The 26,646-nt window shown below is 53.9% G+C and carries 21 protein-coding genes; 13 read left to right on the top strand and 8 right to left on the bottom strand.

What is annotated here, in order from left to right; translation table 11 throughout:
• Positions 1 to 281 precede the first annotated feature (281 nt).
• From ACR3FF_RS04105 to ACR3FF_RS04095, 3 genes are all read left to right on the top strand, one after another.
• Entirely contained in the window at positions 282 to 578 is a 297-nt protein-coding gene (locus ACR3FF_RS04105; RefSeq protein WP_458186292.1) for a hypothetical protein, read from the top strand.
• Between the two features lie 64 nt (positions 579 to 642).
• Complete coding sequence (locus ACR3FF_RS04100; RefSeq protein WP_089699168.1) at positions 643 to 966, top strand: DUF6788 family protein; 324 nt, start codon at positions 643 to 645, stop codon at positions 964 to 966.
• Positions 967 to 1,858: 892 nt separating this feature from the next.
• The gene (locus tag ACR3FF_RS04095) at positions 1,859 to 3,097 is read left to right on the top strand and encodes an orc1/cdc6 family replication initiation protein (protein WP_458186290.1); all 1,239 of its coding nucleotides are present in this window, start codon (positions 1,859 to 1,861) and stop codon (positions 3,095 to 3,097) included.
• A gap of 14 nt (positions 3,098 to 3,111) precedes the next feature.
• On the opposite strand, the gene ACR3FF_RS04090 is transcribed toward ACR3FF_RS04095, so the two are convergent.
• Positions 3,112 to 3,513 (bottom strand): hypothetical protein, encoded by a 402-nt coding sequence (locus ACR3FF_RS04090; RefSeq protein WP_458186288.1) that lies wholly within the window; start codon positions 3,511 to 3,513, stop codon positions 3,112 to 3,114.
• Between the two features lie 298 nt (positions 3,514 to 3,811).
• Here ACR3FF_RS04090 and ACR3FF_RS04085 point away from each other — a divergent pair, with 298 nt between their 5' ends.
• Both ACR3FF_RS04085 and ACR3FF_RS04080 read left to right on the top strand, forming a co-directional pair.
• On the top strand, positions 3,812 to 4,573 hold the full coding sequence (locus tag ACR3FF_RS04085) for a TIR domain-containing protein (protein WP_458186287.1): 762 nt from the start codon (positions 3,812 to 3,814) through the stop codon (positions 4,571 to 4,573).
• A complete protein-coding gene (locus ACR3FF_RS04080; RefSeq protein WP_458186286.1) occupies positions 4,566 to 5,180 on the top strand; it encodes a RipA family octameric membrane protein in 615 nt (204 codons plus the stop codon). Before ACR3FF_RS04085 ends, ACR3FF_RS04080 begins: the two co-directional genes overlap by 8 nt.
• Before the next feature lie 50 nt (positions 5,181 to 5,230).
• Here the strand turns inward: ACR3FF_RS04080 and ACR3FF_RS04075 are convergent, their stop codons facing one another.
• Together ACR3FF_RS04075 and ACR3FF_RS04070 are read right to left on the bottom strand one after the other, a co-directional pair.
• Complete coding sequence (locus tag ACR3FF_RS04075; protein WP_458186284.1) at positions 5,231 to 6,562, bottom strand: DUF6414 family protein; 1,332 nt, start codon at positions 6,560 to 6,562, stop codon at positions 5,231 to 5,233.
• Between the two features lie 5 nt (positions 6,563 to 6,567).
• On the bottom strand, positions 6,568 to 7,761 hold the full coding sequence (locus tag ACR3FF_RS04070) for an ATP-binding protein (protein ID WP_458186283.1): 1,194 nt from the start codon (positions 7,759 to 7,761) through the stop codon (positions 6,568 to 6,570).
• A 142-nt stretch (positions 7,762 to 7,903) separates the two neighbouring features.
• On the opposite strand from ACR3FF_RS04070, the gene ACR3FF_RS04065 reads away from it, so the two are divergent.
• From ACR3FF_RS04065 to ACR3FF_RS04035, 7 genes are all read left to right on the top strand, one after another.
• The gene (locus ACR3FF_RS04065; protein ID WP_458186281.1) at positions 7,904 to 8,119 is read left to right on the top strand and encodes a hypothetical protein; all 216 of its coding nucleotides are present in this window, start codon (positions 7,904 to 7,906) and stop codon (positions 8,117 to 8,119) included.
• On the top strand, positions 8,112 to 11,423 hold the full coding sequence (locus tag ACR3FF_RS04060) for an ATP-binding protein (RefSeq protein ID WP_458186279.1): 3,312 nt from the start codon (positions 8,112 to 8,114) through the stop codon (positions 11,421 to 11,423). The genes ACR3FF_RS04065 and ACR3FF_RS04060 overlap by 8 nt, the downstream gene beginning before the upstream one ends.
• Positions 11,420 to 12,064, top strand: coding sequence for a DUF7680 family protein (locus ACR3FF_RS04055; RefSeq protein WP_458186277.1), 645 nt, complete (start codon positions 11,420 to 11,422; stop codon positions 12,062 to 12,064). Before ACR3FF_RS04060 ends, ACR3FF_RS04055 begins: the two co-directional genes overlap by 4 nt.
• 1 nt (position 12,065) lies before the next feature.
• Complete coding sequence (locus tag ACR3FF_RS04050) at positions 12,066 to 14,939, top strand: DUF1156 domain-containing protein (RefSeq protein ID WP_458186276.1); 2,874 nt, start codon at positions 12,066 to 12,068, stop codon at positions 14,937 to 14,939.
• A gap of 517 nt (positions 14,940 to 15,456) precedes the next feature.
• Positions 15,457 to 15,894 carry a hypothetical protein gene (locus ACR3FF_RS04045; RefSeq protein WP_458186274.1) on the top strand — a complete coding sequence of 146 codons (438 nt, stop codon included), beginning with the start codon at positions 15,457 to 15,459 and terminating at the stop codon, positions 15,892 to 15,894.
• Positions 15,895 to 16,006: 112 nt separating this feature from the next.
• Complete coding sequence (locus ACR3FF_RS04040) at positions 16,007 to 19,948, top strand: helicase-related protein (protein ID WP_458186272.1); 3,942 nt, start codon at positions 16,007 to 16,009, stop codon at positions 19,946 to 19,948.
• 66 nt (positions 19,949 to 20,014) lie between these two features.
• Entirely contained in the window at positions 20,015 to 20,572 is a 558-nt protein-coding gene (locus tag ACR3FF_RS04035; protein WP_458186271.1) for a hypothetical protein, read from the top strand.
• Between the two features lie 52 nt (positions 20,573 to 20,624).
• Here the strand turns inward: ACR3FF_RS04035 and ACR3FF_RS04030 are convergent, their stop codons facing one another.
• From ACR3FF_RS04030 to ACR3FF_RS04020, 3 genes are all read right to left on the bottom strand, one after another.
• Positions 20,625 to 21,065 (bottom strand): DUF8160 family protein, encoded by a 441-nt coding sequence (locus ACR3FF_RS04030; protein WP_458186357.1) that lies wholly within the window; start codon positions 21,063 to 21,065, stop codon positions 20,625 to 20,627.
• Between the two features lie 14 nt (positions 21,066 to 21,079).
• Positions 21,080 to 21,991: a ParA family protein gene (locus ACR3FF_RS04025; protein ID WP_458186269.1), complete on the bottom strand. Its 912-nt coding sequence runs from the start codon at positions 21,989 to 21,991 to the stop codon at positions 21,080 to 21,082.
• 443 nt (positions 21,992 to 22,434) lie between these two features.
• The gene (locus tag ACR3FF_RS04020; RefSeq protein ID WP_458186267.1) at positions 22,435 to 23,742 is read right to left on the bottom strand and encodes a tyrosine-type recombinase/integrase; all 1,308 of its coding nucleotides are present in this window, start codon (positions 23,740 to 23,742) and stop codon (positions 22,435 to 22,437) included.
• A gap of 348 nt (positions 23,743 to 24,090) precedes the next feature.
• Here ACR3FF_RS04020 and ACR3FF_RS04015 point away from each other — a divergent pair, with 348 nt between their 5' ends.
• On the top strand, positions 24,091 to 25,182 hold the full coding sequence (locus tag ACR3FF_RS04015; protein WP_458186265.1) for a hypothetical protein: 1,092 nt from the start codon (positions 24,091 to 24,093) through the stop codon (positions 25,180 to 25,182).
• Positions 25,183 to 25,268: 86 nt separating this feature from the next.
• Here the strand turns inward: ACR3FF_RS04015 and ACR3FF_RS04010 are convergent, their stop codons facing one another.
• The gene (locus tag ACR3FF_RS04010; protein WP_458186264.1) at positions 25,269 to 26,183 is read right to left on the bottom strand and encodes a metallophosphoesterase family protein; all 915 of its coding nucleotides are present in this window, start codon (positions 26,181 to 26,183) and stop codon (positions 25,269 to 25,271) included.
• Between the two features lie 43 nt (positions 26,184 to 26,226).
• Positions 26,227 to 26,397 carry a hypothetical protein gene (locus ACR3FF_RS04005; RefSeq protein ID WP_458186262.1) on the bottom strand — a complete coding sequence of 57 codons (171 nt, stop codon included), beginning with the start codon at positions 26,395 to 26,397 and terminating at the stop codon, positions 26,227 to 26,229.
• Positions 26,398 to 26,646 lie beyond the last annotated feature (249 nt).

Raw genomic sequence — 26,646 nt, 5'->3', positions numbered from 1 at the left:
CGCGAACTCGCCACGTCGATTCAACTGAGATCATGACCGAACGCACTGACATCGTCGAAACAGAGAACGGAGACGAAACAGACCACGAAGAGCGAGTATATTCACCCGATGGTGGAGTGGTAGCATCGAACCCCACTCCTTCAGCTTCGACACCTACTGAAGCTGGCCAACAGCCCACTATTGACGAGGACCCGTCTCAAGAGACACTCGAGCCGCGCACTAAGCGAGCTCGAACCGAAGAGATGGATGTCTCGTTACTACAGAAGGGAGGAATCTACGAGGTGAAATCGGAGTCAGGGAACATCTACGAGGTCGACGTTGCGAGTGAGACGTGTACGTGTCCAGATTTCTCGAAGCGGAACCCGAGCGGTGGGTGCAAGCATCTACGGCGGACCGATCTCGAAATTCGGAGTGGGAACGTTCCTCGTCCCGATGGCCGTCTCCCTGAGACGACGGACGTAGTTGAGCAACTCTCAGCAGAGATTCGGCAGTTGAACCAGGAGATCGAAGAACGAGAGGACCGGCGACAGACACTCGCTGCTACAGTAGCGGTTATCGAGGAACTCTCGAGTCAATAGACGATTTGTTTAACCAACAATCCTAAGATATCGGCTGGAGATGTTGGTTAACAGAGCCTGCCCCATGTCCTATTCACCACCAGACCCACCTCACGAAGTTCCAGCTGACATCGTTTCGAAGCTCGATGATCAACCTCCAGAGGTACTCCGACAAGTCGCTCGGTTCGCGGAAGAGCTCGCAGAATACCATGAACGAGAAGCACGGCTAGCGGAAAACGAAGAGAGCAACCAGGTCGAGGAGCGGCCAGAGGACCTTCCGGACGACGTCCCCTCGAAGGCAACGATCACGGTGAAAGAGATCAACGACAATCGGTACTACTACTGGCAGTGGAGGGAGGGCGAAAAAATACGTTCCAAATACAAAGGGCCGGTCGATTCAGATAACTAGTCCTCGTTTGTCGGTGAGACGGAGAGACGGTGTTTTACTGGAAATAGTGGTGTGGTGACTGGCAGTCTAGTCTCATCAGCTCGTCGAACACGAGTGGAGTTGGTGCTACTCACGATTGGCCATTAACCAACGAGTGAACAGCCTTCCCCTCCACGTTGGTTAACCTATCCAGAACGTCTGACGAGTGTCAGACCCCACTATTTCCACTAATACACTTACACGATGAGAGCTAGCGGCTCTAGTCACCCACCCTCCCCCCACTATTTCCAGTAAAGATAGTGACGAAGGTCTCCCGAACTTTCGAGTCGCTTTCTTTCACTAGAGTAAACCGCAACAGCAACCGTCCTCTAGCTCTCCTACGGACTAGCTCAAACGCTATTGATATAAACTTTTCTTTTGTTTAGAGTTTCTTATCACTAGGCGGCTCTCTTTCGTGGTGCTTTACTGGAAATAGTGGGGAGGGGGTGTTCCGTCATTCTCGTCAGCTGTTGCCCTCCGCAGTCTGCTGGTTCGTGTTCTGACCGAGTATACTGGAAACAGTGGGGTCTATCGAGTATATAAAGAAATGCTTACTGGAAATACTGGAACCCTGTGGTCTGTCTCACTCGTCACTCGCTACCTGGAGTTACCGCGAATTACTGGAAACGACGGGGTGGGTCGGTCATCCGCGATCTGCTGTGTTTACTGGAAATAGTGGGGTGGGTTGTTCATCGAGAGTCGGGTCTTCTGTGTTCTCTCCTCGTGACAGCCAACACGACATTCTTCCAATAGACTGGAAATGGCGGGGTCGATATCGAATAGTGGAACTCACGCCCCATGGCGGTTATACTGGAAATAGCGGAAACGGTGGTCGAAACAGTTATGATTCTAGCCTGAATCAGTCGAGGACAATATGACTCCCCGATTTCAGCCGGACGATACACTGTACAAACGGCGGAATACACTCAAAGTCGAGTACGTTCCAGACGACATCGTCGGGCGGGACAACGAGATCGAGGAGTACGAAGCGGCCCTGCAGCCGATCATCAACGGTGAGTACCCCGACAACATCTTCATTTACGGCAAAACTGGCGTCGGCAAGACCGCTGTGACGAACTTCCTACTGAACGAGCTCTTGGATTCGGCGGAGCATTTCGAAGTTGACCTCTCTGTCATCTCGCTCAACTGCGACGGTCTCAGCACGAGCTACCAGGCGGCGATTAGTCTGGTGAACAATCTCCGAGAGCCCGAACACCACATCGCCGAAACCGGCCATCCCCAATCCAAAGTCTATCGTCTTCTCTGGGATGAACTCAACAAGCTCTCGGGGACCGTAATAATCGTCCTCGACGAGATCGACCACATCACGGACGACACGTTCCTCTACCAGATTACCCGTGCCGACAACAACGGGTACATCGACAATATTCAGCTCGGCCTCATCGGGATCAGTAACGACTCGACGTTCCGAGAGCAGCTCGATGCGAAGGTTCAGTCGTCGTTGTGTGAAACCGAGATTTCGTTCCCCCCGTACGGTACGGAAGAGCTCCAGAAGGTCCTCGAACAGCGGGCAGAAATCGCGTTCCACCAGAGCGCTCTCAAAGAGGGCGTGATTCCGCTGTGTGCAGCCCTCGGTCGCCAGGATGGTGGTGACGCCCGACGAGCGATTACACTTCTTCGGAAGGCGGGTGATCTGGCACGCACCGAGAACGCGGATTCAGTTACGACCGACCACGTCGAACGCGCCCAGGAGAAGCTCGAGGCACAGCAGAGCATGGACATCATGCGCGACCTCACCGAACACGAGCAACTCACACTCTACGCGCTGACCACGCTCGCTGCCGAGGATGCTACCCCTGCCCGGTCGCGAATCGTCTACCAGCGCTACAAAGAACTCTGCGAGTTCCAGGGTCGAGACCCACGTACGGCTCGCCGGATGCGCAGCTTCCTGTCCGACTTCGAGATTCTCAATCTGACCCTCTCGCATATGGAACACCGTGGTCAGGACGGCGGAACGTACCGCGAGCACGAGCTCAACCGGGACATCGCGACCGTCGTCGACGCGCTACAGACGATTATCAGCGAATTCGGTGCCCATCGGAGTATCATCGAGTACCTTCCTGACTCCGGCGAAGAGTTCGCTGCGATGTAGCGCAGGGGTACGTCTTATTCACCGCCATTATCGTCGAGTTCTTCACGTGCTATTTCGACCAATTTCTGTAGTCGCTCGTTGAATTCGTCTTCAAACTCTGTGTGGAGGGATTCATCGTACATTCGTAGAGTGCGACCAAGCCCTAATGCGGCCAGCCAGTCACGGACCTGATTGCTATTCATGTCCTCAACGGGCGTGGATAGCGCTTCAGAGCTTGAACCAGCTGCCCACAGTTGGAGTAGGTCCAACTCTTCGACCATCGCGAGACGGGCGAAATCTGCCAGGGCGGCGTTCACTTCTCGGGATAATTGTGTATACGAAACCGAGTCCCGGTCGAGTTCACGTTCGCCACTGAGCAGACCATTGATGTAGGAGAGCGAACGTAGCGAGAGAAATCCATCTCGACTTACTGCCATCGGCGGATCTGTTTCTGATTCTGCGACCTCAGAAAGGGCCTGCCCGCACGAACCACAGTAGTGGTGGGTGTCTTTGACTCGACTTCCGCAATTTGAGCAATAGGGCATATCGAATACTGTGATTCGTAGGTACACAGGTGTTGCTAGCCGAGACCAGAAAATAGCGAAAAGTCCCCTTGAGTTTAAATACTCAAATCACGACATATCTGTTGTGACGCCAAACGAAAACGACCACGTCACCCGCGTCCCGACAGTCGAGGTCCAAAGCCCCACTGGTAGCCTCGATGTGAACTCTCTCGTGAATGGACGAGATGACTCTGATCCGTTCTCTGCCCTGTTCAGCGATGGTACCAGTGACCGTGTCCTAGACGCCACTGAACCAACCTCTGTCCCGACCGGCAGCGACCAACCCCCGAACCTCGTCGACCTCGGAAAGGACCTCCTTGTCGGGTATGCTGACTGGAAGGGCGGGCAAGTCGAACATGACCCGCACGACGACCCACTTCGATACCTCTGGAACGACGCACCAGAACTGATCATCGCTGCTGCCGTCGCGGGCTATCTCACATACAAGGGAGCGCAGGGACTCGGTGGTCTGGTTTCAGCTGGCTCTACGACTGAAGACACCGATTCACCGGTCCGACCTCGGCTTCCCCTTGAAGATCGACCATATCGGGTGTTCGTGAGTCATTCGTGGAAGTACTCTGACCAGCGCGAACGTATTGAGAAGTTCCTCGATGACGAAGAGCGACTCGACTGGCAGAATTTCAGTGTCCCAGAGGACGACCCGCTGGAGTTCGAGGACACGAATGATCTTCGACAGCAGCTCTATCGGCAGGTTCGACAGGCGAACGTTGTCGTCGTTGTTGCTGGAATGTATGTCTCGCACAGTGAATGGATTGAGGAAGAAATCGAGATGGCGAAACACTTCGAGAAACCCATTATCGGAGTGCAGCCGAACGGGAATGAACGACTACCCGTCTCGGTGAGGGACGCTGCGGACGAGATCGTTGGTTGGCGACAGCGGTCGATCGTGAACGCGATTGCGAAACATGGCTGAGGAGGGCTCAACCGATCCAGAGCCGTCGTCAGATTCAGACACGACCTCTACCGACTCCCGCAACCCCACGCGCGATCAGACGCTCATCGACCAGTACACACACTATGCCGGGAGTGCGATGGCCGTTTCTGACAGGAGACTTCGGACAAACCGGTTTTACGTCTCACTCCTCTCCGGAATTCTGGTCGTAATTACGTTTATCGCCCGGGGCCCTCTTTCGTTCGCCCAGCAGATCGGGTTCGTGGCAGTGGGTCTGCTTGGCGTTTGCCTCTGCGGACTCTGGTATCAAACAGTGGACTCCCACCGTCGACTAAACCAAGCCAAATATGAGATACTCCACGAGATGGAGTCCAATCTCGCGTATCCAGTGTACCAACAGGAGTGGGAGCGTTTAGGGCCAACTGGAGCCACCGAGTCACATGATAGCCGGTTTCCTCGGATCACGATGCTTGGTGAGGTCCTTTGGGATATTGCTCGAAACACCGACGATGTCCAATACTACGAACAAACGACAGTAGAAAAGACGATTGCCGCATTACTGGCACTCCTGTACGTTCTTCTCACACTGTACGCTAGCGGTTTGCTGGTGTATTCCGTTGTCTATTAGTGGAGAGCAACCCCGGACCTAGCTTCCGACGTCCCCAATCAGCAGGTAAATCACCAGTAGATCGCTACGAAGTTGGTCATCAGATATTTTTCATCAGATTGGCCTTCTGTATCTATGAGTGCCGACTGTTCTGATTGCCATTCCTTGCCTAAGTATTCAGCACGACGCTCAGCTGAGACACCCATCTCTTCGTCTGCGACCTCTGAGAGTTTTTGTTCTGCGGATGCAAATAGGTCCTTTTTTGCGCCGCGTGATATCGTGTCTGTCGAGGGCGTAATCGATTCGATAACGGTTGCCTTTGTTCCCTCCGATAGGGTCTTTCCGTTTTCATCTGCAACCCAATCCAAATACCGTTCCAATTCCTCTTCGAATTCTCCATCACTTGTATACCTATTTGAGATCTCTGCGTCCTCAAGATTAGATTGTAGACCCTCGAGTTCGTCACCCAAACCTGGGAGAACATTCTGTACGACGTCTACCAATTTTAACGGGTTCCATTCGCTAGCTGGGACTGGATTGTCAACCCGACCATAGATTGTAAATTCATCTTCCTCAAACAGTACTTGTGTGGGATCTTGCCAGAGGTTCTTCTCGTCGATAAACCCGACTGCTTTGCACTCTGTGTATTCTATATCATTTTCTTCTGCCCACTCTTTCTGAACCAGAACGTCTTGGTGATCTTCTACGACAGCATAGTTCGAGATTCGACATTCCACTGGGATTTGACCCGCCATCAACGTGTCCATCAAATCGATGATCATCGCTACTTTCTCCGAAGACACGTTCTGTTCTCGGAGCTGTTGCCGCATCTCCTCTTCTGTGGAAAACGAATCGATGATTTGCTCGAATGCTCCGAACACCTTGAAATAATCATAAATCTTCGAACTCCCCAAAGTGACGTCCAACTCAAGTAATTCCCCCCGAGCTAACTCTGTGGTGCGGGAGGCGTCTAAATTCGGTGCTACCTCTCTCACTTCATCTGAATCGGCCGCGGCTACATACACCCCTGGTGGGTCAGCGGGGTTATCTGTGATGGTCAAATCCCCAGACCGCATATCATAGAACTCTTTGAAATTGGACTGAACCACGTACTTTCGGACTGCTTGTGTTGCCTTCTCGGATTCACTACCGATTGAGGAAGTTAGTGGACCGAGAGAGCCCTTGATGCTGGAGGAAATTCTCTCACGTTGAGTGGTCGTACGCTGCTGGGTGATTCCCCCTGTTGTTGACGCAAGCAGGCTGATCAGTGCTTCTTCATCGATGTATACAAACTCTCGCAGTTCTGGTAGGCTTGAAAAACCAAACAAGCCTTTCAGGCCATTCCATCTCCGTAAAACCCACCACCATACGGCATATACACCGTTGCGGATCCATTGAAACATTATCTTCACTTTGACTGTCTGTTAACTCGCTCGTGACTTATCATTAAATCCATCATTGTGATCTCATCACGTCCGTCATCCACACAAACAATACTGGCTTCGTCTAGAAGTGCCTCCAGGTCAGCACCAGACCATCCCTCAGTTATCGCAGCTATTTGATCAGAGCTAACGCCCTCATCTACAGTATATCGAGTACGTAGCGCATCGAATATCTCGACTCTTCCCTCTTGTGATGGCTCTTTGAAGGCGACCTTCCAGTCTAGTCGACCCGGACGCAGTAGCGCATCATCCATATCCTCAATTCTATTCGTCGAGCCAATTATCAACAGACCATCATTCTCTTGGTCAACTCCGTCCATCAACGCAAGCAGTTGTGCCACAACCCGGTTTCCGAATTGCTGGTTTTGACCGGTACCTCTCTCACCGCCGAGGCTGTCGACTTCGTCGAAGAAAATTATCGAGGGCTCATGTTGGCTTGCATCCTTAAACAGCGCACGTAGTATCTCCTCTGTTTCGCCAACCAGCTGGGTGACAATCTCCGGCCCTCGAATTCGATAAAAAGTCGCATCCGATTCGGCAGCCAGAATCCTAGCGAAATGTGTTTTTCCCGTTCCTGGTGGTCCATAGAATACTGCTCCCAACCGGACCTCGTTACCGACCGCTTGGAGCTCTTCTCTCTTGTTCAGTAGGACTTCGATTCGCTGTTGGACATCGTATAATTCGTCGGTCATCCCACCGTAGTCATCAAACCCAACGCCAAGTTCATTTGATGGCACTCGAAGGCTGGCGATGAAATCGCCAATATCGGTCTCGGGCCCCGACGTCGATATCGCTCTAATTGGTGATTTATCTACTACCTCACGGATGGTGCCAGCATTTGTGTACTCTACTGTGTAGCCGTTTTTAATCTCGAGATCGAGCGGATTCTCTACCGTAATTAGGCTCACTCCGGTATTGATAACGATTCTATCGCCGACCGTCGTTTCAACTACTCCAAGCGAATTGCCCCTCCCGATTCCACCACTTTCTGCAATCTCAACAAACTCATCATGGCCATTTAAGAAAACCGCGTCACCAACCTGAGGCGAACGATCTTCTGGGTATTCCGTTACAATTATCCCACCTGTGCCGCGTTCGGCAACGAGATACCTCTCACCTTCTACCGTCTCAATTTGAATGACTGTAGCATATTGGAGCATAGAGGGAAATCTGGGTATACTCCAACAGATTCCTGATTCTTAAATAATTCCTTGGGGTCATCAGGTCGTTGTTTACCAGATTGTCGCGTAGTTAGTCTAAGTAAAGGTTATAACATTCCGGTCAGGTGATGTGAGTATTCAGATGACTCAGAAAACAATCGGACAAAACACTGGCCAATCTGGCCGGGTGAACTTGTCCGGCCCCGAACTCGACATGTTCGATGCTGACGTCGGAGACCCCATCAAGGTCGACATCGCTGAGTCCAAAGACATCGCTCACGCGATTATCGACAACAGCACACACGGTGAGTTCGTAATCGTGTCTAAACCCACAACTGAGGACGATTCCAATGAGTAGCAGCGAGTATCCTGACCTCTTCGAAGCTTGTACTCCACGAGACGACGTCCTCGATGGAACGCTCCAGGAGGATCAGTTCGCCGCAAGTCTCGCGACAGTTGTCCACTCGGTCGATGACGCCGCGCCGGTGTATCGGGATGCAACGCAGTTCTTCGACATGACGTATCCCACTGATGGGCTGCGAACACTGTTGACCAACCTATCCGGGCGATTCCTTGCAGGTGGTGGATACGACGATGGAGGTTATTCAAGCAGTATCCTCTGTTTGGACACCCGCTTCGGTGGCGGGAAGACGCACGATCTTATCGCTTCCTACCACCTAGCGACGAGTCCAACCGGTATTGAAGACCTCAACCGTCACCTCGTGGATAATGCGAGTGACGTAGGCGACGCATATCTCGATGCTGTTCGGGATGGTCTGTCGGTCGACACTGCAGTGTTCGTCGGCGGGCACGTCGACGCCCGGAACGCTCGAAGTGACCGAACCGATCCGGACGCCCCGAACACCCGTACGATGTGGGGCGAAATCGCATACCAGCTATACGGCCTCGAAGGATACGAGTACCTCAAAGAGTACGACCAAGAACGCAACGCTCCCGGTGGGAACACACTCAAAGGTCTCTTCGACCTCGGCGATGATCCTGCGCTCATCCTCGTCGACGAGATCGCGGCCTATCTCGAGACTGCGTCTGCCGTCGAAGTCGGAACTGCCACGCTTGCCAGCCAGACACTCAGTTTCATCCTCTCTCTGCTCGAGACTGCGTCTGAACTCGACAACGTCACAGTCGTCTACAGTATCGCAGACACCGCATTCGAAGAGGAAGCAGAGGAAGTCCGGACGCTCATCGACGAACTCAATCAGATTGGTCGTCGGCAACACAAGACGGTCACTCCGACGTCCGAAAACGAGGTCGGGCAGGTTCTTCAGCACCGTCTCTTCGAGGATATCGACCACGAGCAGGCAGCAGCGGTCTCAGAGTCGTATTTCCAGCTGTACGCTGATAGCGACCGGCAGTTCCCCCAGGAGGCGACCGACGCGAGCTTCGTCGATCGGTTGGAGCGAGAGTATCCCTTCCATCCGACGATTATCGACACGCTCACAGAGAAGATTGACACGATCCCCAAGTTCCAGCGAACCCGTGGCGCACTGAAGCTTCTCGCTCGTGCCGTCTACTACCTCTGGAATCACCAACCCACTCACTACGACCGACACTGGATTCGCCTCTACGACCTCACGCCGGCAGACAATGCACCTGATGGAAGTATCGATTCGACTCTCCGCGAGACGCTCTTCGAGTTCGTGGATCTCAGTGCGGCTGTCTCGGCCGACATCTACAGTGAGGATGACACCGCCCACGCGCAACTCGAAGACCGCAAGTGGACCGAGAAGGGCATTCCGCCACTGGCCAGCCACCTTACGACCACTGTCCTATGGCACAGCCTCGCCTACGGGGAGCAGGCTACCGGGCTCACGCGGGCAGAGATGAACGCCGCCCTCGGACACCCAGAGGTCCGCTTCGACAACTACGACTCGGCCTTGGAAGCCCTCGCAGGTGGGGACATGAACGTCGCGTGTTACTACCTCTACGACGAGGAGCGTGTCCGGTTCAAGTCCGACCCGAATCTTATCCGGATCATCGACCAGCGTGTGGACAACACGCCCGACGCACAGGCACGCAACCGATTCGAATCGCGGTTGGAGAATTCCGAGATCGGGACGGGTGGCTTCAAAACAGTCGTCTTCCCCGAGTCGCCAGCGGATCTCCCGGACAAAGTGTCCAAGCCTCAGCTCGCAGTGATGCACATGGACACCGCGCCCGTCTCCGACGGCGGGAGTGAGGTTCCTGAGAAGATTCAGACGCTGTACCAGAAGTCTGCCTCAAAGCACGGCGGTGAGACCCAGAGCCGAGTTTACAAGAACTACGTGCTCTTCCTCGCCCCTGACAAAGAACGCATCCAGAGTGCGATCGACGAGGCACGCCAACTCGAGGCAATCGAGGCTCTACTGGACGATTCACAGCAGACGGCTGACCTCTCAAACGAACAGATCGAGGAGCTTCGTGAACGCCGCGACCAGACCCACGGGCTTCTGGGCGAACTCGTCCGCGGCGTCTACCGACACCTGTACTACGTCGACCGTGACGGACTGACCCATCTGACGATCAATGCCACCGAAGCGAACGGTGGGACGACGCTCGTCAACGCCGTCGAAGAGACACTCGAGGACCGTCTGATTCGTGCAGACGCCGGCCCGAAGGGTGCTGCGTTCTTCAAACAGAAGCTCTGGCAGCAGACGCAGGATAGCATGACCACCGAGCAGTTGGTCACGCAGTTCGCGAAGAAGCCGGGGCTCCCGTATCTCCTCAACACGAAGCCACTACGGAAGACGGTGGCCAAGATGGTCGACGACGCCGGCTACACCTACTGGGACAGCACGTCCGGTGAACAGGGACTCGCCTACTGGGACGGTGACGAGGACGACCGTCCGGAGAACTGGCGAAAGGCGAACCCGCTCTCTGACTCTCCGGATGTCCAAACCAGTATCCGGGATTCGGACGTGAAGGTCGGCGACGAGTACGTCGTCTACACCGACATCAACGCCCTTCTCGACGTCCACCACGACGCCATCCGTCCACCGGAGACAGACGAAATTCTGTGTGCTAAGGACGGCTGTGACGTCGAGGTCGACCAGGAAGGAGACTTCTGCTCGGAACACGAGCCCGATATCGAACATGAGTGCGCTAACTGCGGGAAGACCGTCGCGAGTCAAGCTGAGCTGAACCCGCGTGGACTCTGCGCCGAGTGTGCCCAGCCGAATGACTGGGAGCGTTCGACGAGCTTGATGGCCGCCTCACGAGCATTCAACGAGGTACGAACCCACGCACTCGGGAAGGCGGCATCGGGTGGCGACCCCGGCATCGACCGCGTCACGATCGAGATCGGTGGTGAGGACCAGCTGTCGAAGGGGTCGTTCATCGCTCAACGCCAAGCGTTCAAGGATCGGGCCGAAAACGTCTCTGTACGGATGCGGTACGAGACAGAATCGTCCGGTGGTGCGACGTACCAGGCGCAGTTCACTGGTGGCATCGACGAGTTCTCACGGGTGACGAATCAGCCGGACCCGTTCGGAGGCGCGTCGCGGGTCGAGCTCAAGTTCCGTGTGGATATGGACGACCCGGAGCCGATTACGGACGCCGAAGACGACGTGCTCGCAGAGCTCCAGGACGAGCTCGGCTCGACGAACATCGACGTGAAGGTTCAAGGCCGAGGACCGGTCGAACTCCCCGCAGAGCTTCAACCATGACATCGCACCCAACACCCAACGTCGACTCGGCGACGCCACCTGCAGCCGAGAGTGACACCCTCTCAGACGGCCGCTTTGGAAGCAGCGTGTACGGGGGCCGACCGACGTTCGCACTCGCCCGTCGTGACGACGTCGACGGCGCCTCACTGACGCTGTACGAGCTACTCCCCGAAGACCAAGCCGAAGCCCGTCGCGATCGTCTTCAGCGTGGAAACCCGAACCGTGGGCTGGTAACCGAACCGTTCGATACGGTGTTTGCAGAGTCAGCTGACCCCGACGTCGACCGATGGGAATGGGACGACTGGACGGCTGTGAAGGTCACTCGCCTATCTGGGAGTCGCCTTCGAGCCACACTTCCACTGTTACGTGAGACGCTCCGTGGAGCCGACCTCGACGAGTCGGTTATCACGACCACGGGCGACGCCGAAGTCTTCCTCCCTGAGACCGTCGGCGTCCGACTTGCTCTAGGTTTCCTCGGTGTGAAGCCAATCCAGCGCGTCGACCGGATGCGGGCGTTCTGTCGTGGCATCGCACGAATGAGTGACGAAGAGTGCTACTACTGGCACGCAAAGTGTCGATCTCCGTCCTCACCGAACGGCGAGAAAGCACTGCGAACGCTACTGACTGACCACATTAACTGACATGACAAAAAAATCCAAATCTGAGAAAACGATGAAATCACTCGCAATTGAGGGTAAACTTCCACTGAAGGCAGTTGGGATTGAGAACCTGAAGGAGGACAATCCCAAGCATATGCCACCTAATCGATATTTATTCCCGTGGTATGCTAGACGGCCGACTCCTGCTGCACGTCTCGCTGTCTTGGCATCAGTTCTTCCAGAAGGTGTCAGTAGTGATGATATACTCAGTTTGATGCAAATCAAGCCAAACTTTGAGCCAGACATTCCATTAGAAGATTATGTGGTAAACAAGAAAGCGACAGAAGGAAACCGATCCGGTACGCTTGGTGACCACTACGGATATCCACGTCCTTTCGAATCCAGTCCGACTAAGAATCAACAAAGTGATCTTCACTCTCAACTCCGTGAATTTTGGGATGGCTCTCTCCCGACAGTACTTGATCCAACAGCTGGTTCAGGAGTAATCCCGCTTGAATCTCTAAGATACGGTCTGCCAACGAAGGCAAACGAACTCAATCCCGTTCCTTCTGTAATGCTGAAGGTAGTCCTCGATTATCCATTATCCGCTGGTCACCTTCGTCAAGAAGTAGAAAAATGGGGGTCGGAAATCGACAAAACCGCTTCAAAGAACTTAGTAGAATATTTCCCAGGAAAGAACAGTCGGCAGACGCCCTCACACTACGTTTCGACCTATACTATTCGTTGTCCTAACTGTGCTTGTGATTTACCCCTAACGTCGAAGCTGTGGCTCCTCAAACGTTCTTCATCAAAGGGTATCGCTGCAAGACCGAAATACGTGAATGGAGAACTTACGTTTGAAAGAGTAGAACTCCCTAACGACGTCAAAAAAGATGAATTCAACCCCCAAGATGGTCCGCGGTCTCGAGGTGGGAATACGGAATGCCCTAACTGTGGTGTAGTAACGGAAAGTAGTGAAATCAAAAAACGGGTAAAGAATGGCGACTACGAGTACGCAATCCTCGGTGTAAAGTACACGAAATCTGGAGGCGGTTCGGGATACCGCGTAGCAACTCAAGCGGATTACGACGGATATCAAAAAGCGGTTGATAGAGTCGAATCTGACTACAATTTGTTCTCGTTATTAACGCAGAGTATCCCTGAAAACGGACAGAAAACGTCTGAACCTGCTGGTTACGGTTTCTCCGAGTGGAGGGATGCGTTCACTCCACGTCAATTGGTTGCCCATTATGAGTATTGGCAGGCGTTTGAGAAAGCAAAGGATAGGATTCAACAGGAGTACTCTCCGAAAAAAGCTGAAGCAATTATCACAATATTAGCCCTTGCCGGCGGGAAAATGGTCGATCGGAACTCTCGGTTTTCACCATACAATATCCATCGTGGATACCCCATGCACCTTACTGGTGCAAAAAACCTCAGTCCGCAATGGCAGTTCACGGATAATAATCCTTCTTCGGGTGATCAACAGTATACAGACATTTTGGATAGAATACTTGGGTCTTACGAGAAAATTGTCGGATACCTAGAAAACTCTGAATCGGAGCCTGCTGAAGTACTGAATGGAGACGCAGCAAGTCTGGACCTGAAATCTAATTCAGTTGAATCCGTGATTGTTGACCCACCATACTATTCAAGTATCATGTATGCGGAGCTGTCTGATATATTCTATGTGTGGCTAAGACAATATCTTGATGATGTATTCTCTGATCTATTTGTTGAAGAGGTGACAAACAAAGACCAGGAAGCTGTCGCTAATCCATCTAAATTTAGTGAACTCGCAGGTAGCACCTCGAAAAAGGATCTTGCCCGATCTGATTATGAGGAGAAAATGAGTGATATCTTCTCTGAGATATATCGAGTGGTGAAGCCAGGTGGAGTGATGACCGTTATGTTCACGCACAAAGAGACAGACGCATGGGATACGCTCACACAGTCTCTAATCAACTCTGGATTCACTATAACGGCTACTCACCCAATTACTAGCGAACGCCCCAACCGTACAGACACTCAGGGAAGCGGTTCAGCCGATAGCACTCTATTACTTACTGGACGCAAGGCTGTTACAGAAGACGATGATGACTCTTCGATTCCGACGCTGTGGAGTGATGTCAAACAAGATACGAGGGATGCTGCAAAAGAGGCTGCACGGAATCTAATCGATTCCGAGTTCAACTTAACAAAGACTGATATCATTATCAGTGCTTTCGGACCCACATTGAGAGTCTTCGCTGAGGCACACCCTGTGGTTGATGACCAGGATAAACCGGTTCCTCCACGCCGTGCATTGGAGGAAGCACGAGAAGCGGTCACAAGAGTGCTTGCTGAAGAATATTTGGAGGCAGAGGGAATAGATGACTTGGATAGTGTGACTGAATGGTATATTCTATGTTGGCTAGTTTACGAAAGACAAACGTTCTCCTACGATGAAGGACGCCAGCTTGGTCTGGGTGTTGGTGTTGATATTGATGACATTAAACGCAATACGAAAATATGGCAAAAAAGTAGCGGAGACATCAATCTCCGAGGACACGCTGATCGTGTCCAAAATATTAACGAGAAGCCAGAGAACCGTTCGAGTCGAACACCGGTCAATCCAGACGACCTCTCGTTCAGTCTCGCTATAGACAAAGTTCACGCGGCGATGCACGTCTACGATGTGCAGGGCGAGAGTGCTTGCTGTGATTGGCTCCGTGAACGGAATTTCGACTCCGACTCGACGTTCAAGGCGACACTGAAGGCAATCCTTCAGGTACTCCCTCACGACTACGAAGACTGGGAAATCGCCCGCGACCTAGCTGTTGGGCGAACAAAGAAAGTGTTGGATCTCGACTTCAGCCCGAACGTCTTCGCGGATAACGGCGATGAGAAAAAGCAGAGTAACTTGAGTAATTTCTGAGCGGATGCGACCGTTCGGCGACCTCAGTGCTGCTCGTCTCGCCGCCCGAGAGTATGATTACTTCGAGTCCGAAGTCGACACGGTCCACCTAAAAACCGCACTTCCTCAGGATGGCTGGCACGCTGTGATTGTCGAGCTTTGTCTCGAGCGATTCAGATATTGCTATTCCCTGTATCAGTCCTCGCGGTCGATTTTCCAAACTGACCTCCAAAGGCGTAACTCGTCGGACGGATACACCTTCGGGCCACTCCCTGTACGGATCAGCTGGGGAGTCGGGGAGATGGCTTCCTTGATTAACAGCTCTGAGTATCGGTTGAACCAGTTTGAACAGGAACTCAACCTCTGCCGACAACAAGCTTCGTTTGGGACCGCCGACCCGTACGAGCAACTCGCACGACGGTGGCTTCGTCACTCTCGGGACTTACGTCGCCGAACTGAATACTCACTGCAGGCGGCGATGTGGGTCCAATGGACTGTTGAAAGTCTGTGGCAGGCTGGTCAGATTGCTGGACACCTATTGGACGAAGACTCACATCATCTCTCATCATACGGCCCAGAGGCGTTCAGCTATCTAGCTCACCCACCGCTGTTCGTTGCAGTAATGGCAGCAGCATCGATGGTCGAAGAGGTTGGCGCGTTCACTGTCAAGGAGTTAGATACGGGTATCGGCCCTGATATGAACGAGACTCGGCTGGAGGAGGTTCTCGGCTGGCTCTCAGAGTGTGACCTTATCCCAGACGACATTGACGCCGACGTGTTGGATAATGACCTCAGGTCTGCCCGAAACGAGTTGGCTCACTCGATGATGGCTCGGAGTACAACGGTGACGCTCCAGACATTCGAAGACTATGTTGCTGTTGTCTGGGAAGCTTTTTCGCTCACAAACCACCTTGCTGAGCAACTACTCGAAAACGTATTCGTCGATTTGAATACGCTACCTCTGACTCCTCGTTGACAGGAGTCGATATTTTGGCTCCTGTCGCCAAGTGGAAGCTCCGAACTGTACTCCACTGGCAGGCACACGTTTATAAATAGAGTCCCGCATTACTCGAACATAAGTCATCTCGATGTCGCTTCCCTCATACACCTGGAAGTCTATCTACGAAAGCAAGCCACAGGAAGACGGTGCGTACCTCGTCGACGAGTTCTACGTCCCAGCGCTCACACGGTCAACTCGATACGACCGAATCGCGGGCTACTTCTCTAGCAGCGCGCTCGCGGTTGCCTCCAGAGGGATTGACGCACTCCTTGAGAACGACGGCGAAATGCGATTGGTCGTGGGAACGGAACTCTACACGACTGACCGTCCCGTTTTCGAGGCGCTCACCGACGAGCTCACTGAATCTCTGGACGAACTGGACGACGAACAACTGAACGCCCAGCTCCAACTTCTCGCTCGGCTCCTCCGTGAGGATCGGCTTCACATCAAAGTCGCTGTCCCTCGTCAGGGTTCGTGGCGCATCTTCCACCCGAAGATGGGTGTCTTCCACGACGAAGACGGGAACGCGCTCTCTTTCGAGGGGAGCGTCAACGAGACCGTCGGTGGGTGGAAGAACAACTACGAGCGGTTCAAGGTCCATCGTTCGTGGGTCGACCAACAGTCGACGTACGTCGACGGCGACGTCGACACGTTCGAGCGCCTCTGGAAAGACGAACACCCCTACGTCGAGGTCTACGACCTCCCAGAGGCCATCAAGGAAGAACTCATCGACTGGAAAGACCCGGACTCGCAGACGAAGCTTGAGGAAGCAATCCAGATCGCCCGAGGCGAAGCACCCCCGACCGACCGCGACAAAGCCAATATCATCGCTGACGGCCCGCTCTCTCCCGGCGGTCTCGCGCTCGCAGAGAAAGGGAGTACGATCACGCCGTGGCCGCACCAACGGGTCGTCTCCGACACGCTCGTCAACACCTATCCAAACAGCTTCTTGCTATGCGACGAAGTTGGTCTCGGAAAGACCATCGAGGCGGGCTTGACACTCTCACGTCTTGGACTCACCGACGAACTCGAAACCGGGCTGTTGCTCGTTCCAGCGAGTCTCACAGTCCAGTGGCAAGAGGAGATGTGGGAGAAGTTCAACCTGAATACGTATCGATACGAACGTGGGAGTGACTACGAATACGCCTTCATCGACGCCTTCGGGCGCGAACACACTCCTCCTACAGCTTCAGAGCTCGATGTCGATAGTGGCGAACACGAACAGGCATGGGTCGAGAGCCCTATCTGGCGGTTCCTCCACGAGCAACAAGCGAACACCGCCGCCAGCGCTCCCTCGATCATCATCATGTCCTGGCACACGGCACGGCTGAAGGACCGATGGGATCAGGTGGCACCCGAGGACGGTGGCCACGTCCGGACGCGGGAGGACGTCCCAGCGAGCTGTCGTGGCCGACAACCAGCGAACCGAGAGGGTGTCTGGGATGCCGTCATCGTCGACGAGGCACACAACGGCCGCGAGGGAAGCAATTTCTACTCGATGCTCGAACGGCTTCGTGATCATACACAGACCTACTACCTGCTCACGGCAACGCCGATGCAGCTGCACGCTGGCGAACTGTATGATCTGATGGCTCTGCTTGATCTCCCCGGTGAATGGGGCAATCAGGAAAACTTCGTGGAGTTCTTTGAGACACGACGGGCACTCACGAAGGCCTTCGACGAGGTTTTCGGAGGGGGCGACTCGTCTGGACCCACCGACTCCTGGTCCGCACAAGCAACCCTTACTGAGGGAAGATACCAGGACCGTATCTCTGGGTCTCGAAGTCTCTCAGATCGGGTCTTCGACTCTGTTGGTGCAGAACTCGACGTGAGAGATGAACAGCACGCACGCTCCATCGCGAAGCAGCGTGTCCTGCGTGCCTGTGACCTTGCTAGCGATTATGGTGAGCACTACGACGGGTATATCGACCTGTTCGAGTCCTCGATGGAAGAGTACGACGTCGATCCGTTCGACGCCAAGGAGGACGAGAAGCTGAAGTATCTTCTCTATCCCGAATGGAAGGCCGACGAAGAGTGGCTGACCTACTCACGAAACGAGCGACTTGCCGCGCTTGACGAGCTGTCAGAATCTGGCTGGCAAGTTGTTCAAGACGTTCTCTCTGAATCTACGCCTGTCGATGCGCTCATCCATCGGAACACTCGTGACACCCTTCGAAAGTACGAACGGGTCGGCCTTCTTGACGCGACGGTTCCCGACCGTGATCCAGAACAGCACAAGATTGAGCTCACTGAGGAGACCCGACGCGTGTACGACCGCATCGACGACTACACGAGGAAGTTCTACAAACTCGCCCAGCAGTCAGACGAGGCCGAATCCCGTGCTATCGGGTTTGTGATGACCACGTATCGGCAACGTCTCACCAGCAGCGTGTACGCGATTTCACAGAGTCTCCAAAACCGGCTCCGAAAGCTTCGCGGACAGCGTACCGTGTTGAAGGGTAAGCAACGGGCAAAGGATGGTCTTGATGTGAGTTCCCAGCAAGTCGTCATGGAGACACTTGCTGAGTATGATCTCGATGATTCCGAAGCGCTCGATGAGTTAGAAGGAGATCTCGAAGATGCAGACCTCGCGGAGATTATTCCTAACGTGACTGACGAAGGGCTCCACTTGCTGGAACAGGAGATTGACGAGTTAGAGTCGTTCGTGGATGAGCTCGCAGCGATCGACCAAGACCCGAAGATTGGGCAGTTGATCGAGGATCTCAACGAGTTAGACCGCGAGGGGCACAACCGAGCGATTGTATTTACCCAGTACGCAGATACGATGGACTTCATCCGCCAGAGTCTCGTCTCTATACACGGTGAAACGGTTGCAACCTATTCCGGCCGTGGTGGTGAGGTGTACGACGGCGAGTCTGGAGAGTGGATACAGGTCGGTAAGGAGCGCGTGAAGCGCGAGTTCTCATCTGACGAAGGTCACGTCGATATCCTCGTCTGTACCGACTCTGCGAGTGAAGGGCTCAACCTGCAGGAGTGTGGCGCACTGATTAACTACGACCTCCCGTGGAATCCGATGCGCGTCGAGCAGCGAATCGGCAGAATCGACCGTATCGGGCAGCGGTTCGATGAAGTCGCCATCCTCAACTACAGCTACGAGGATACTGTCGAGACCGATATTTACGATCGACTCGACGACCGTATCGGCTTGTTCGAGAACGTTGTCGGCGAGATGCAGCCCATCCTCTCTGGGGTGAGCCGCCAGATTCGAGATGCAGCCCTCAAAACCGACCGTGAGGAGAGTAGACGGGTCGTCGAAGAGGCTGACCGCGAATTCTCCAAACAGATCGAAGAACAAGAGCAGGGTGACAGGGTCGATGTCGGTGAATCGCTAGACTCCACAGATTCGTTGGTCGCACAGGACGTTATTGATGAGGCAAAGCTCGATGCGTGGCAGTCCTACAACCATCCTGATATCGTCGACGTTGGTGATTCTGAGTACGAGTATCCGGCCCCGTTCGAGGTTGAGAGCCTGCAGGCGTTCTTCGTTGGCAATGAGACGCTGGTCGACTTAGGTGTCGAATTCACGCAAATCGGCGACCTGGAGCTTGATGTAGACCACCTCGACTCTGTCGACGAGTTCGCCTTTGAAGCGAGCACGTATCGACTCACTACTAACGGAACATCGATTGAGCTTCCGCAGTCCGATGGAGAGCAGACGCTTGCTCAAGCGATTGCACCAGCCGACGACATGGTCGCAGTGACGTTCTCCGCAGACTGTGCAGACGAATTCCCATCTGTGCACCACTTAGCGCCGGGTAACCCCTTGTTGAGCCAGCTAGTCACCGCTATTCGTAATGAAAACGAAGGCCCGCAGCGCTTGGTTCGTCACGCAGAATCGCGTGGTAATATTCCGAATAGGCCAATTATCTGTGGATGGGGACGTGATGGCGTACTTAGCCGACTTCTCAACGATGGGACGACCGCTGAGGATATCGACATCAATGTGCTTCCTACTTGGTTCAATGACTTCGGGCGAAATCGCGAACAATCAACCACGAGCTCGCCCTGAGTAAGTCAACGCTCCGACTTGGACAGAGCAGGTGTTTCTTTGTATGTCCGGTTTCTCGATTATCGCGTGCCCAAACCAGATATCGAGGTCCTTGACGACGCCGATGGCTATCCATATTCTTCTCATATCAGTCTAGACGGCTCTGAACTGCGACACGGCGATCTGCTGCTTGTGTTTGAGTCTTCGGAAAGTTCGATCGTGAACTTCTTCGAGCGCGTATACGGGTTCACTTGGCCGGGAATTATCACTCACGTCATCGATGGACCAGTCCCTGCTGAGTTCCGTACCTTCGAGTCACTCGCTGAAAAACTCCAAAACGGAAAAATCGCACTTGCTCCTGAACGAGAACAGACTAGCTACTTTTCCGACGATGAAACAATCCGAACACTCTCACTCTATCGTTACTTCCACACCAATGGTTGGCAACCGATTCTCATCGACGAGTACCGAGATCCGATTGAACAGAACTCTCTGACACAGTCGGTTACACTCTGTGAAGATGCTAGCGAGGTCATTGAGGAGTTATTCGAGGACCAGTCCTTCTCGTCTGATTCGGAGCAAGACCATATTCGTGACTTCCTCCTCTCTGCAGGATATGATGCTGATTCTCTCCCTTCGATTTGAACGCTGAACTTAGAGGTCCGATGTTTCATCCGGACTTCACTGAATCAATGATTCACTGATTGTCGTCTTGCTTTGCGAGTTCGCGAATCTTCTCTTTCGTTTCCTCTCGGTACTCGCCAAACGCCACCTCGAACACGCCGCGGTAGAAGTGTTTGTTCTTCTCCAACGTGACATCCTCGCGTTTCAGCTGCTTCTTCAGACGAGTAAATGTGATCTCGATATCCTCGCTCTGCTCCGGTTCCACGTATATCGTGGCAGAATCCCAATCCTCACGGATATTCAGCGGCTCATCGTCTGGTTCTTCTGCTCCACTCGTCGGCGAGTCATTGGTTGACGCGGATGCAGTCTTCTGATTGTTCGACTGTTGTTCAGAGGCCGTTGTGGTCTCGCTGCCTTCTGCTTCTGGTTCTGACGACGTCTCCGTGCTTCCCTTTTCGGCGCTAGCGTCTTCGTCTTCCTCTTCGCCTGATGGATTCTCGAATCGCTCGTCCATTCCTCGGGGCATTCTTACGCCTCCACCTGTGTCTTGTCGAACGCCCGTTCCATCGTCCGTGCAACTTCCAGGAAGAGGTCACGCTCTACTTGTTGATCGTTCGGGTCCTCCCACTCGAAAATATCTCGCCCGTTGTCCCACGCGCGCTGAATCGCCACTCGCATCGGGAGCTTGAAAATCGGTGCCATCGACGCGAAAGACTCGTCGAAGGAGTTGAGGAACTTTTTCGACTGACCGTCGTCCCGGTACATATTCGCCAGGAGTCCGACGATCGCAATCTCGATCTGCTGGTTGTCTTCGATGGACTCCAGCTGATCCCACAAGTCATCAAGTGCGTCCCGTGACGTTGCTTGGGTCTGTGCAGCCAGGAAGACGTTCTGGGCCGCAATGAACGCTGCGTCGGTCAGTACGGAGAGGTCTGGTGGGCAGTCGATTACGATGAAATCGTAGTTGTAGCCGTCGTCGACCATCTCTTCGAGAGCGAGTTTCAGCGAGAGGCGAGCGTTCGCATCATCCATCCAATCTCGAGCAAGGCCCATGTCTTTGTGACTGGGAATCAGATCGAAGTTCAGATGGTCGTACTCGTCAGCCTCGATCACGATCTCTGAAAGACTCGTATCGTGCGTGCGCGGATTGTCGACGAGTACGTCGAGCAGGTTCGCGTCATCGGTAACAAGTGTATTGGGGAGTTCGTTCTTCGGGCTGGAAGGATCGTTGTCGTCCCCCGGCCCCAGACCGAGGCCTTTCGTCATGTCGGCCTGTGGGTCCATATCGATTGCAAGAACATCGTGGCCGCGAGTTGCCAGCGCCGCTGCGCTGTTGATCGTTGCCGTTGTCTTTCCAGTCCCGCCTTTCTGGTTCCCGAAGGCAATCGTCGGGATACCAGTCGATGGTGTGACGCCCCACCCATGAGGTGTCTCGGTCATAGTTCGATCATTGAATCAATGACTCATAAATCCATGTCAGACACTCAGTCGTATCTATCTTAACCTGGCTCTGCCGAATACGGGCGATTGAATAGCTGTAGAGCGCAATTCCTCGTTCTCCCTTCTTTATCACTGAATCATTGATTCTCGGATTCAATGATTCACAACATCCAGATTTCCTTGATTCATCGATTTATTGCGCGGGTTACGGTCCCTGAATCCGCAATTCAAGTTCTCAGACACTCACTGATTCAATGATTCAATGATTCCGTTACTCTTTGATTTCTTGACTCTCATATCTTTGTGTCGCCGTTGACTCTCTGAATCATGCAATCTCTGACTCACGACTTCCAGTACTCACTACTTCATGGATTCTGTGATTCAATGATTCAAAGAATCAATTGTCAATCAAGGAGTGACAACAAGAAGGGTGGTAGATGATGCTACGTTCTCTCTCCGAAGGCTTCGTCCAGTTGTTCTCGCATGAACTCGCGCCGGACTCGACGGGAACGCGAGTCAGAGAGGTAATTCTGCATCACCACCCGAGGATCGCTACTCCCCTGCTCTGCAGCGATTTCGTCGACGCCTTCAAGCACACCTTCGAGTACTGCGGTATAAGTGTCGTACCAGAACCGACGACAGAGCTGCGGACTCGGTCGCTCTCCAGCGATTCGCTCCGGGAGACCTGCTTTCGATGCAAGCTTCTGGAACCAATTACGAATCGTATCTCGGGTCACGTACGGCGTTTCTCCCTGTGGGGACGGGAACAGGTATCCAGTCCACCCCTCGTCTTCCGCTAGTTCGTCGATCCGGGAGTCGAATACGTCCATCCCGTATAGGAGAGACACCTCGCCGGGCCCGTTCTTGCGGCTCTCGAACGTGATGAAGGGGACGTCGTCTTCGGGAATATCACGGTGGAACTGCGAGACGTGGAGTGCTGCGACCTCACTCGCTCGAAGTCCCCAACCAGCTAACGCCACGATGAGCAGTTGATCTCGCGTTGTCCCCGCCGCCTGCATCAACTTCCGAATATGACTTGCCGAAAGGGACGGTGTCGGGGAATCTTCGACTTCCCACTTGAATTCGTCGTAGAGGCCGCTTGCAGGGTTCATCGAAGCGACCCGCCGACCGACCAGATGCTGATACCACGCGTTGACGACGCGCCGCACACGCTGGAGCGTCTGGGCACTGTACTCTCGTTCTGTTCCCTCGTTCAACCAGTCGAATGCCGCATAGACCGCGTCAACGGCTTCGTAGGCTGGATTTTCTTGGTCTCGTTGAATCGGTGTGAGGAGGTCGTCTGTACCGTTTGCCTCTCGGTAAGCACGGACGTAGAGATTCAGTCGCGTTCGGAGGGCGTCGACGGACGACGTCGCAAGACTGTATCGTGATTTCCGTCGGTTGAGGAACTGCTCGAGGGCGTCGATTGTCGCATCGTCCGTTGTTGCCCATGAGTAACCTTCTTCACCGTCACCAAGCCCGAGGTCCTCGGTCCAGAACTCCCCGAACGAACGGTCGTGATGGCGACGGAGAGCCGCGAGGAATGACCGTGCATCGTGATCTCGAAACCATTGATGGGTGGGTTTCTCGCTCGAAGGGTCGATATCCTCTGCTTCGAGGCAGGGGGCGATCTCGTTCCAGTACAGGTCCGTGAAGTCCTCGAGCGAACACGAGGTCCATCGGACACCATCGAATGATGGCACCTGCTCAGCGTCGGTCTCGCCCTCCTGTTCGACATCAGACCGACTCATGATCGTGTTCTCTGCAGGCTTCGACCGGTTGCAACTGGGTTTCTGCAGAAATTGGCTAGAAGCCCAATCGCGCTGCAGTATGGCGATTCTAAGAGTGGCATATTCGGGTTACTCAGCGTTTCAGTCGGATTCCTTATCAGTTTGTGGGTTCGGCTGACCTACACAGTCTGCGTAACCCACGACAAATTCGGCTATGAAATGCGCAACAAAGATAAACCATATATTGCGATACAATTTCTGTTTTGGCCACCCCCTCCTCAGAGACCCACAGTATGGGTTCTACCGAGGACTTAGATTAGAATGGCCTCAACGTCATCGTCAGGCCGCGAATGGGTGGGTACGTGCGAGATGACCATCGGCGTGTGCCTTCTGGATCTGAACCTGTTCCTGACGGAGAATTTATTCGCAGGAGTCTCTTACGAACAGTCAATGCAACTCGCCGGTCACGTGCTGGATGATGGCGAAGACCTTATAGCTGAGATAGAGGTGGAGTATCGGCGACAATTCAACACAGAGCACCTCGGAAGTGTGGTTGTAAGCAATCGACGAATCATCTTCATATACCGATCTGATGGCTCATGGAATCGGTTCGCAAGCCACCAGTTATCGGCTGAACCCTTCGCTCAGTACCGCCACGGAGAGTTAGACTCCGTGTTCATCCCAGAACCAGATCTCGATCAGGTCTCACAGTTGAAGGCGGACTTTATCGCGGAGGTCGAAGCCGAGACTGGCGTATCGTACTTTATGGACGTTCTCGAAAATGCGAGTCGAGAGCCACCTGTCGATCCACGAGACTGCACTTGCGAGCACATCTCCTCGAATAAGGTTCTAGTGGAAGATGAGAATATGGAGCTTGCAGAACATTTTGGCGAGAACGAGTTTCGCTTCGTCTCTTGTGCGGACTGTTTCCGTATCTATGGCCGGTATCGGCGAGGGAAGAAAACCTCGCTGAACAAGCTTTTTTCGGCGGATTGGCTCTTGAGTGGCGACTTCTCGCCCGCGTCGATAGTGGAATTAGGTGAGGATGACGCGTATGCGATTCACCATATCCCCGATGGGTCGACCCGGGTGCAGGATGCCGTGCTTACTCTGTCACACATCGCTAACCGATCGGACGCCGTCGTGAGCACCTATAAGCACGAATATCAGCACGCACTCTGCTATATTTCAGGGGATGAAGTGGCGGGTTATCTTACGTGGGAGGACCATGACAGGGGTCCGATATTGTCTCAGTTGTTCGTCCGCGAAGAGCACAGAGAGGAGGGTATCGCTGCTACTTTGGTGTCGAACTGGTACGAATACGTGTGCGATACTGACCACTACTTTGCTGACGAGTTGACCTCTGGCGGGAGAGCGGTTCTCTCCTCGATTGGTCACCTTGACGGCGATTCACCTCGAGCCCGAGAGGTTCTCAGTCTCACGCCAATGGCTTTCGGGTAGACCTGGACTAGGAACTACCAGACAGAGTTCTCGGACCGGCGAATAGAGTTTGAACTAAACGTATACCGCTGACACCGTCATCCTCTCTACTGCTGGAGTTGGTTCGGTTCGTCGGCAGGTCGCAGAGGGTCAAGCGGACCTGCGTGTTCCGCCTCTGCGAGCGCCTGCAAATATTCTCGGAACTGGTCGGCGAACCCATTGTGGTCGATGATGTGCTTACGGGCCCCAGCAACGAGGTTGTCGATACTTGCTGTCTCGTTCTCTACGTCGCCGACGATCTCCGTGAAGACTGAACTCGTGATGGGGATGAACTGCCTCGTCGTTCCGAACTTACAGAGTCCGCACCCGAATTGTTCGGGGGTGAACTGTCGTCCGTACCATTCGTGATCCGGACAGACAAACCCCTTCCATGACTGGTCGATTCCGTGGACCGTGACGTCCATCCTGTCGTCTCCAAGCTCACCGATGAAGTACGCCCCGTTGAATCCCTTGTCGTTGTGGAGATAGCCCGTGTTGAGGGTCGTTCCCCAATGTCGTGCTCGATGCGTGTCTCCGGAGAAATACGCCCGTGCTGGCGACTGATAGAATTCGTGTTGAGAGAGCCAGTGGGTGAGGAGTATCGTGTCTGAATCAGCGTCATCTGGGTTTGCGGTGAACCGTTGCCCATCCACGGTGATCGATTCACCAGCAGGGAGCCGGTGGCCGACGTTGAGTTCGTATTCGTCGGTGATATGCTGAGCCTCACCGCCGAACGTACGCTCCTTGTCACGATTCCCGTAGATGTAGACGAGTGTGCCCCGTTCGGCCAGCTTCTCGAAGTAGGGTTCAATGGCTCGCAGTTGCTCTACACCCGTCTGGAGATCCGTCTTGAAGGCGTTCGTGATATCTCCGGTGTGGATGATGAAGTCGAACTCCTCTCCTTGAGTCTGATCGACCACTTTCTCAAGCGATTCCGTGTCTCCGTGGTTGTCCCCCAAGGCGAGAATCCGCTGATGCGACATACCGAATAGTGACGAGGGAGTGGCGATAAGAACAGCGGTACGTTCAGTCGACTGAAGTGTTCCGATAGGTGTGACTGTGCCGTTCCGAGCACTTGACGACGGAAAAATTGTCACCCCCGCCCAAGTCGAAGACCAGCTGGCTGTCGAGTGCCCACAGTGTCGTGGCGTTCTCTACCCCCGTGATGGCAAGCATCGCGCCCACCACTTCTTCCATACTGGCGACACCGCCGAAGCGTCCTGTTCAACAGCCAGCGGAGGCGAGTCCGATACTCATGCTCGGTGTACGGCGCTCACCGTAGCCGCACTTGACGCTCGGTTCCCGGATGCCTCCCACGCTGGGGCCGAAGTCCCGATCAACGTCACCGGAACGGCAACCACCCGCGACAGCCGACGCGTTGGTGGAATTCGAATCTGAAAATGCGACGAAGGTATCGCGTTCTCTACGGCTGTAGTGGTCTGTGAT

It is taken from the genome of Haladaptatus ordinarius, assembly GCF_054177595.1.
Note: the sequence above shows the minus strand (reverse complement) of the source record. Positions and strands in the feature narration are given on the sequence as shown.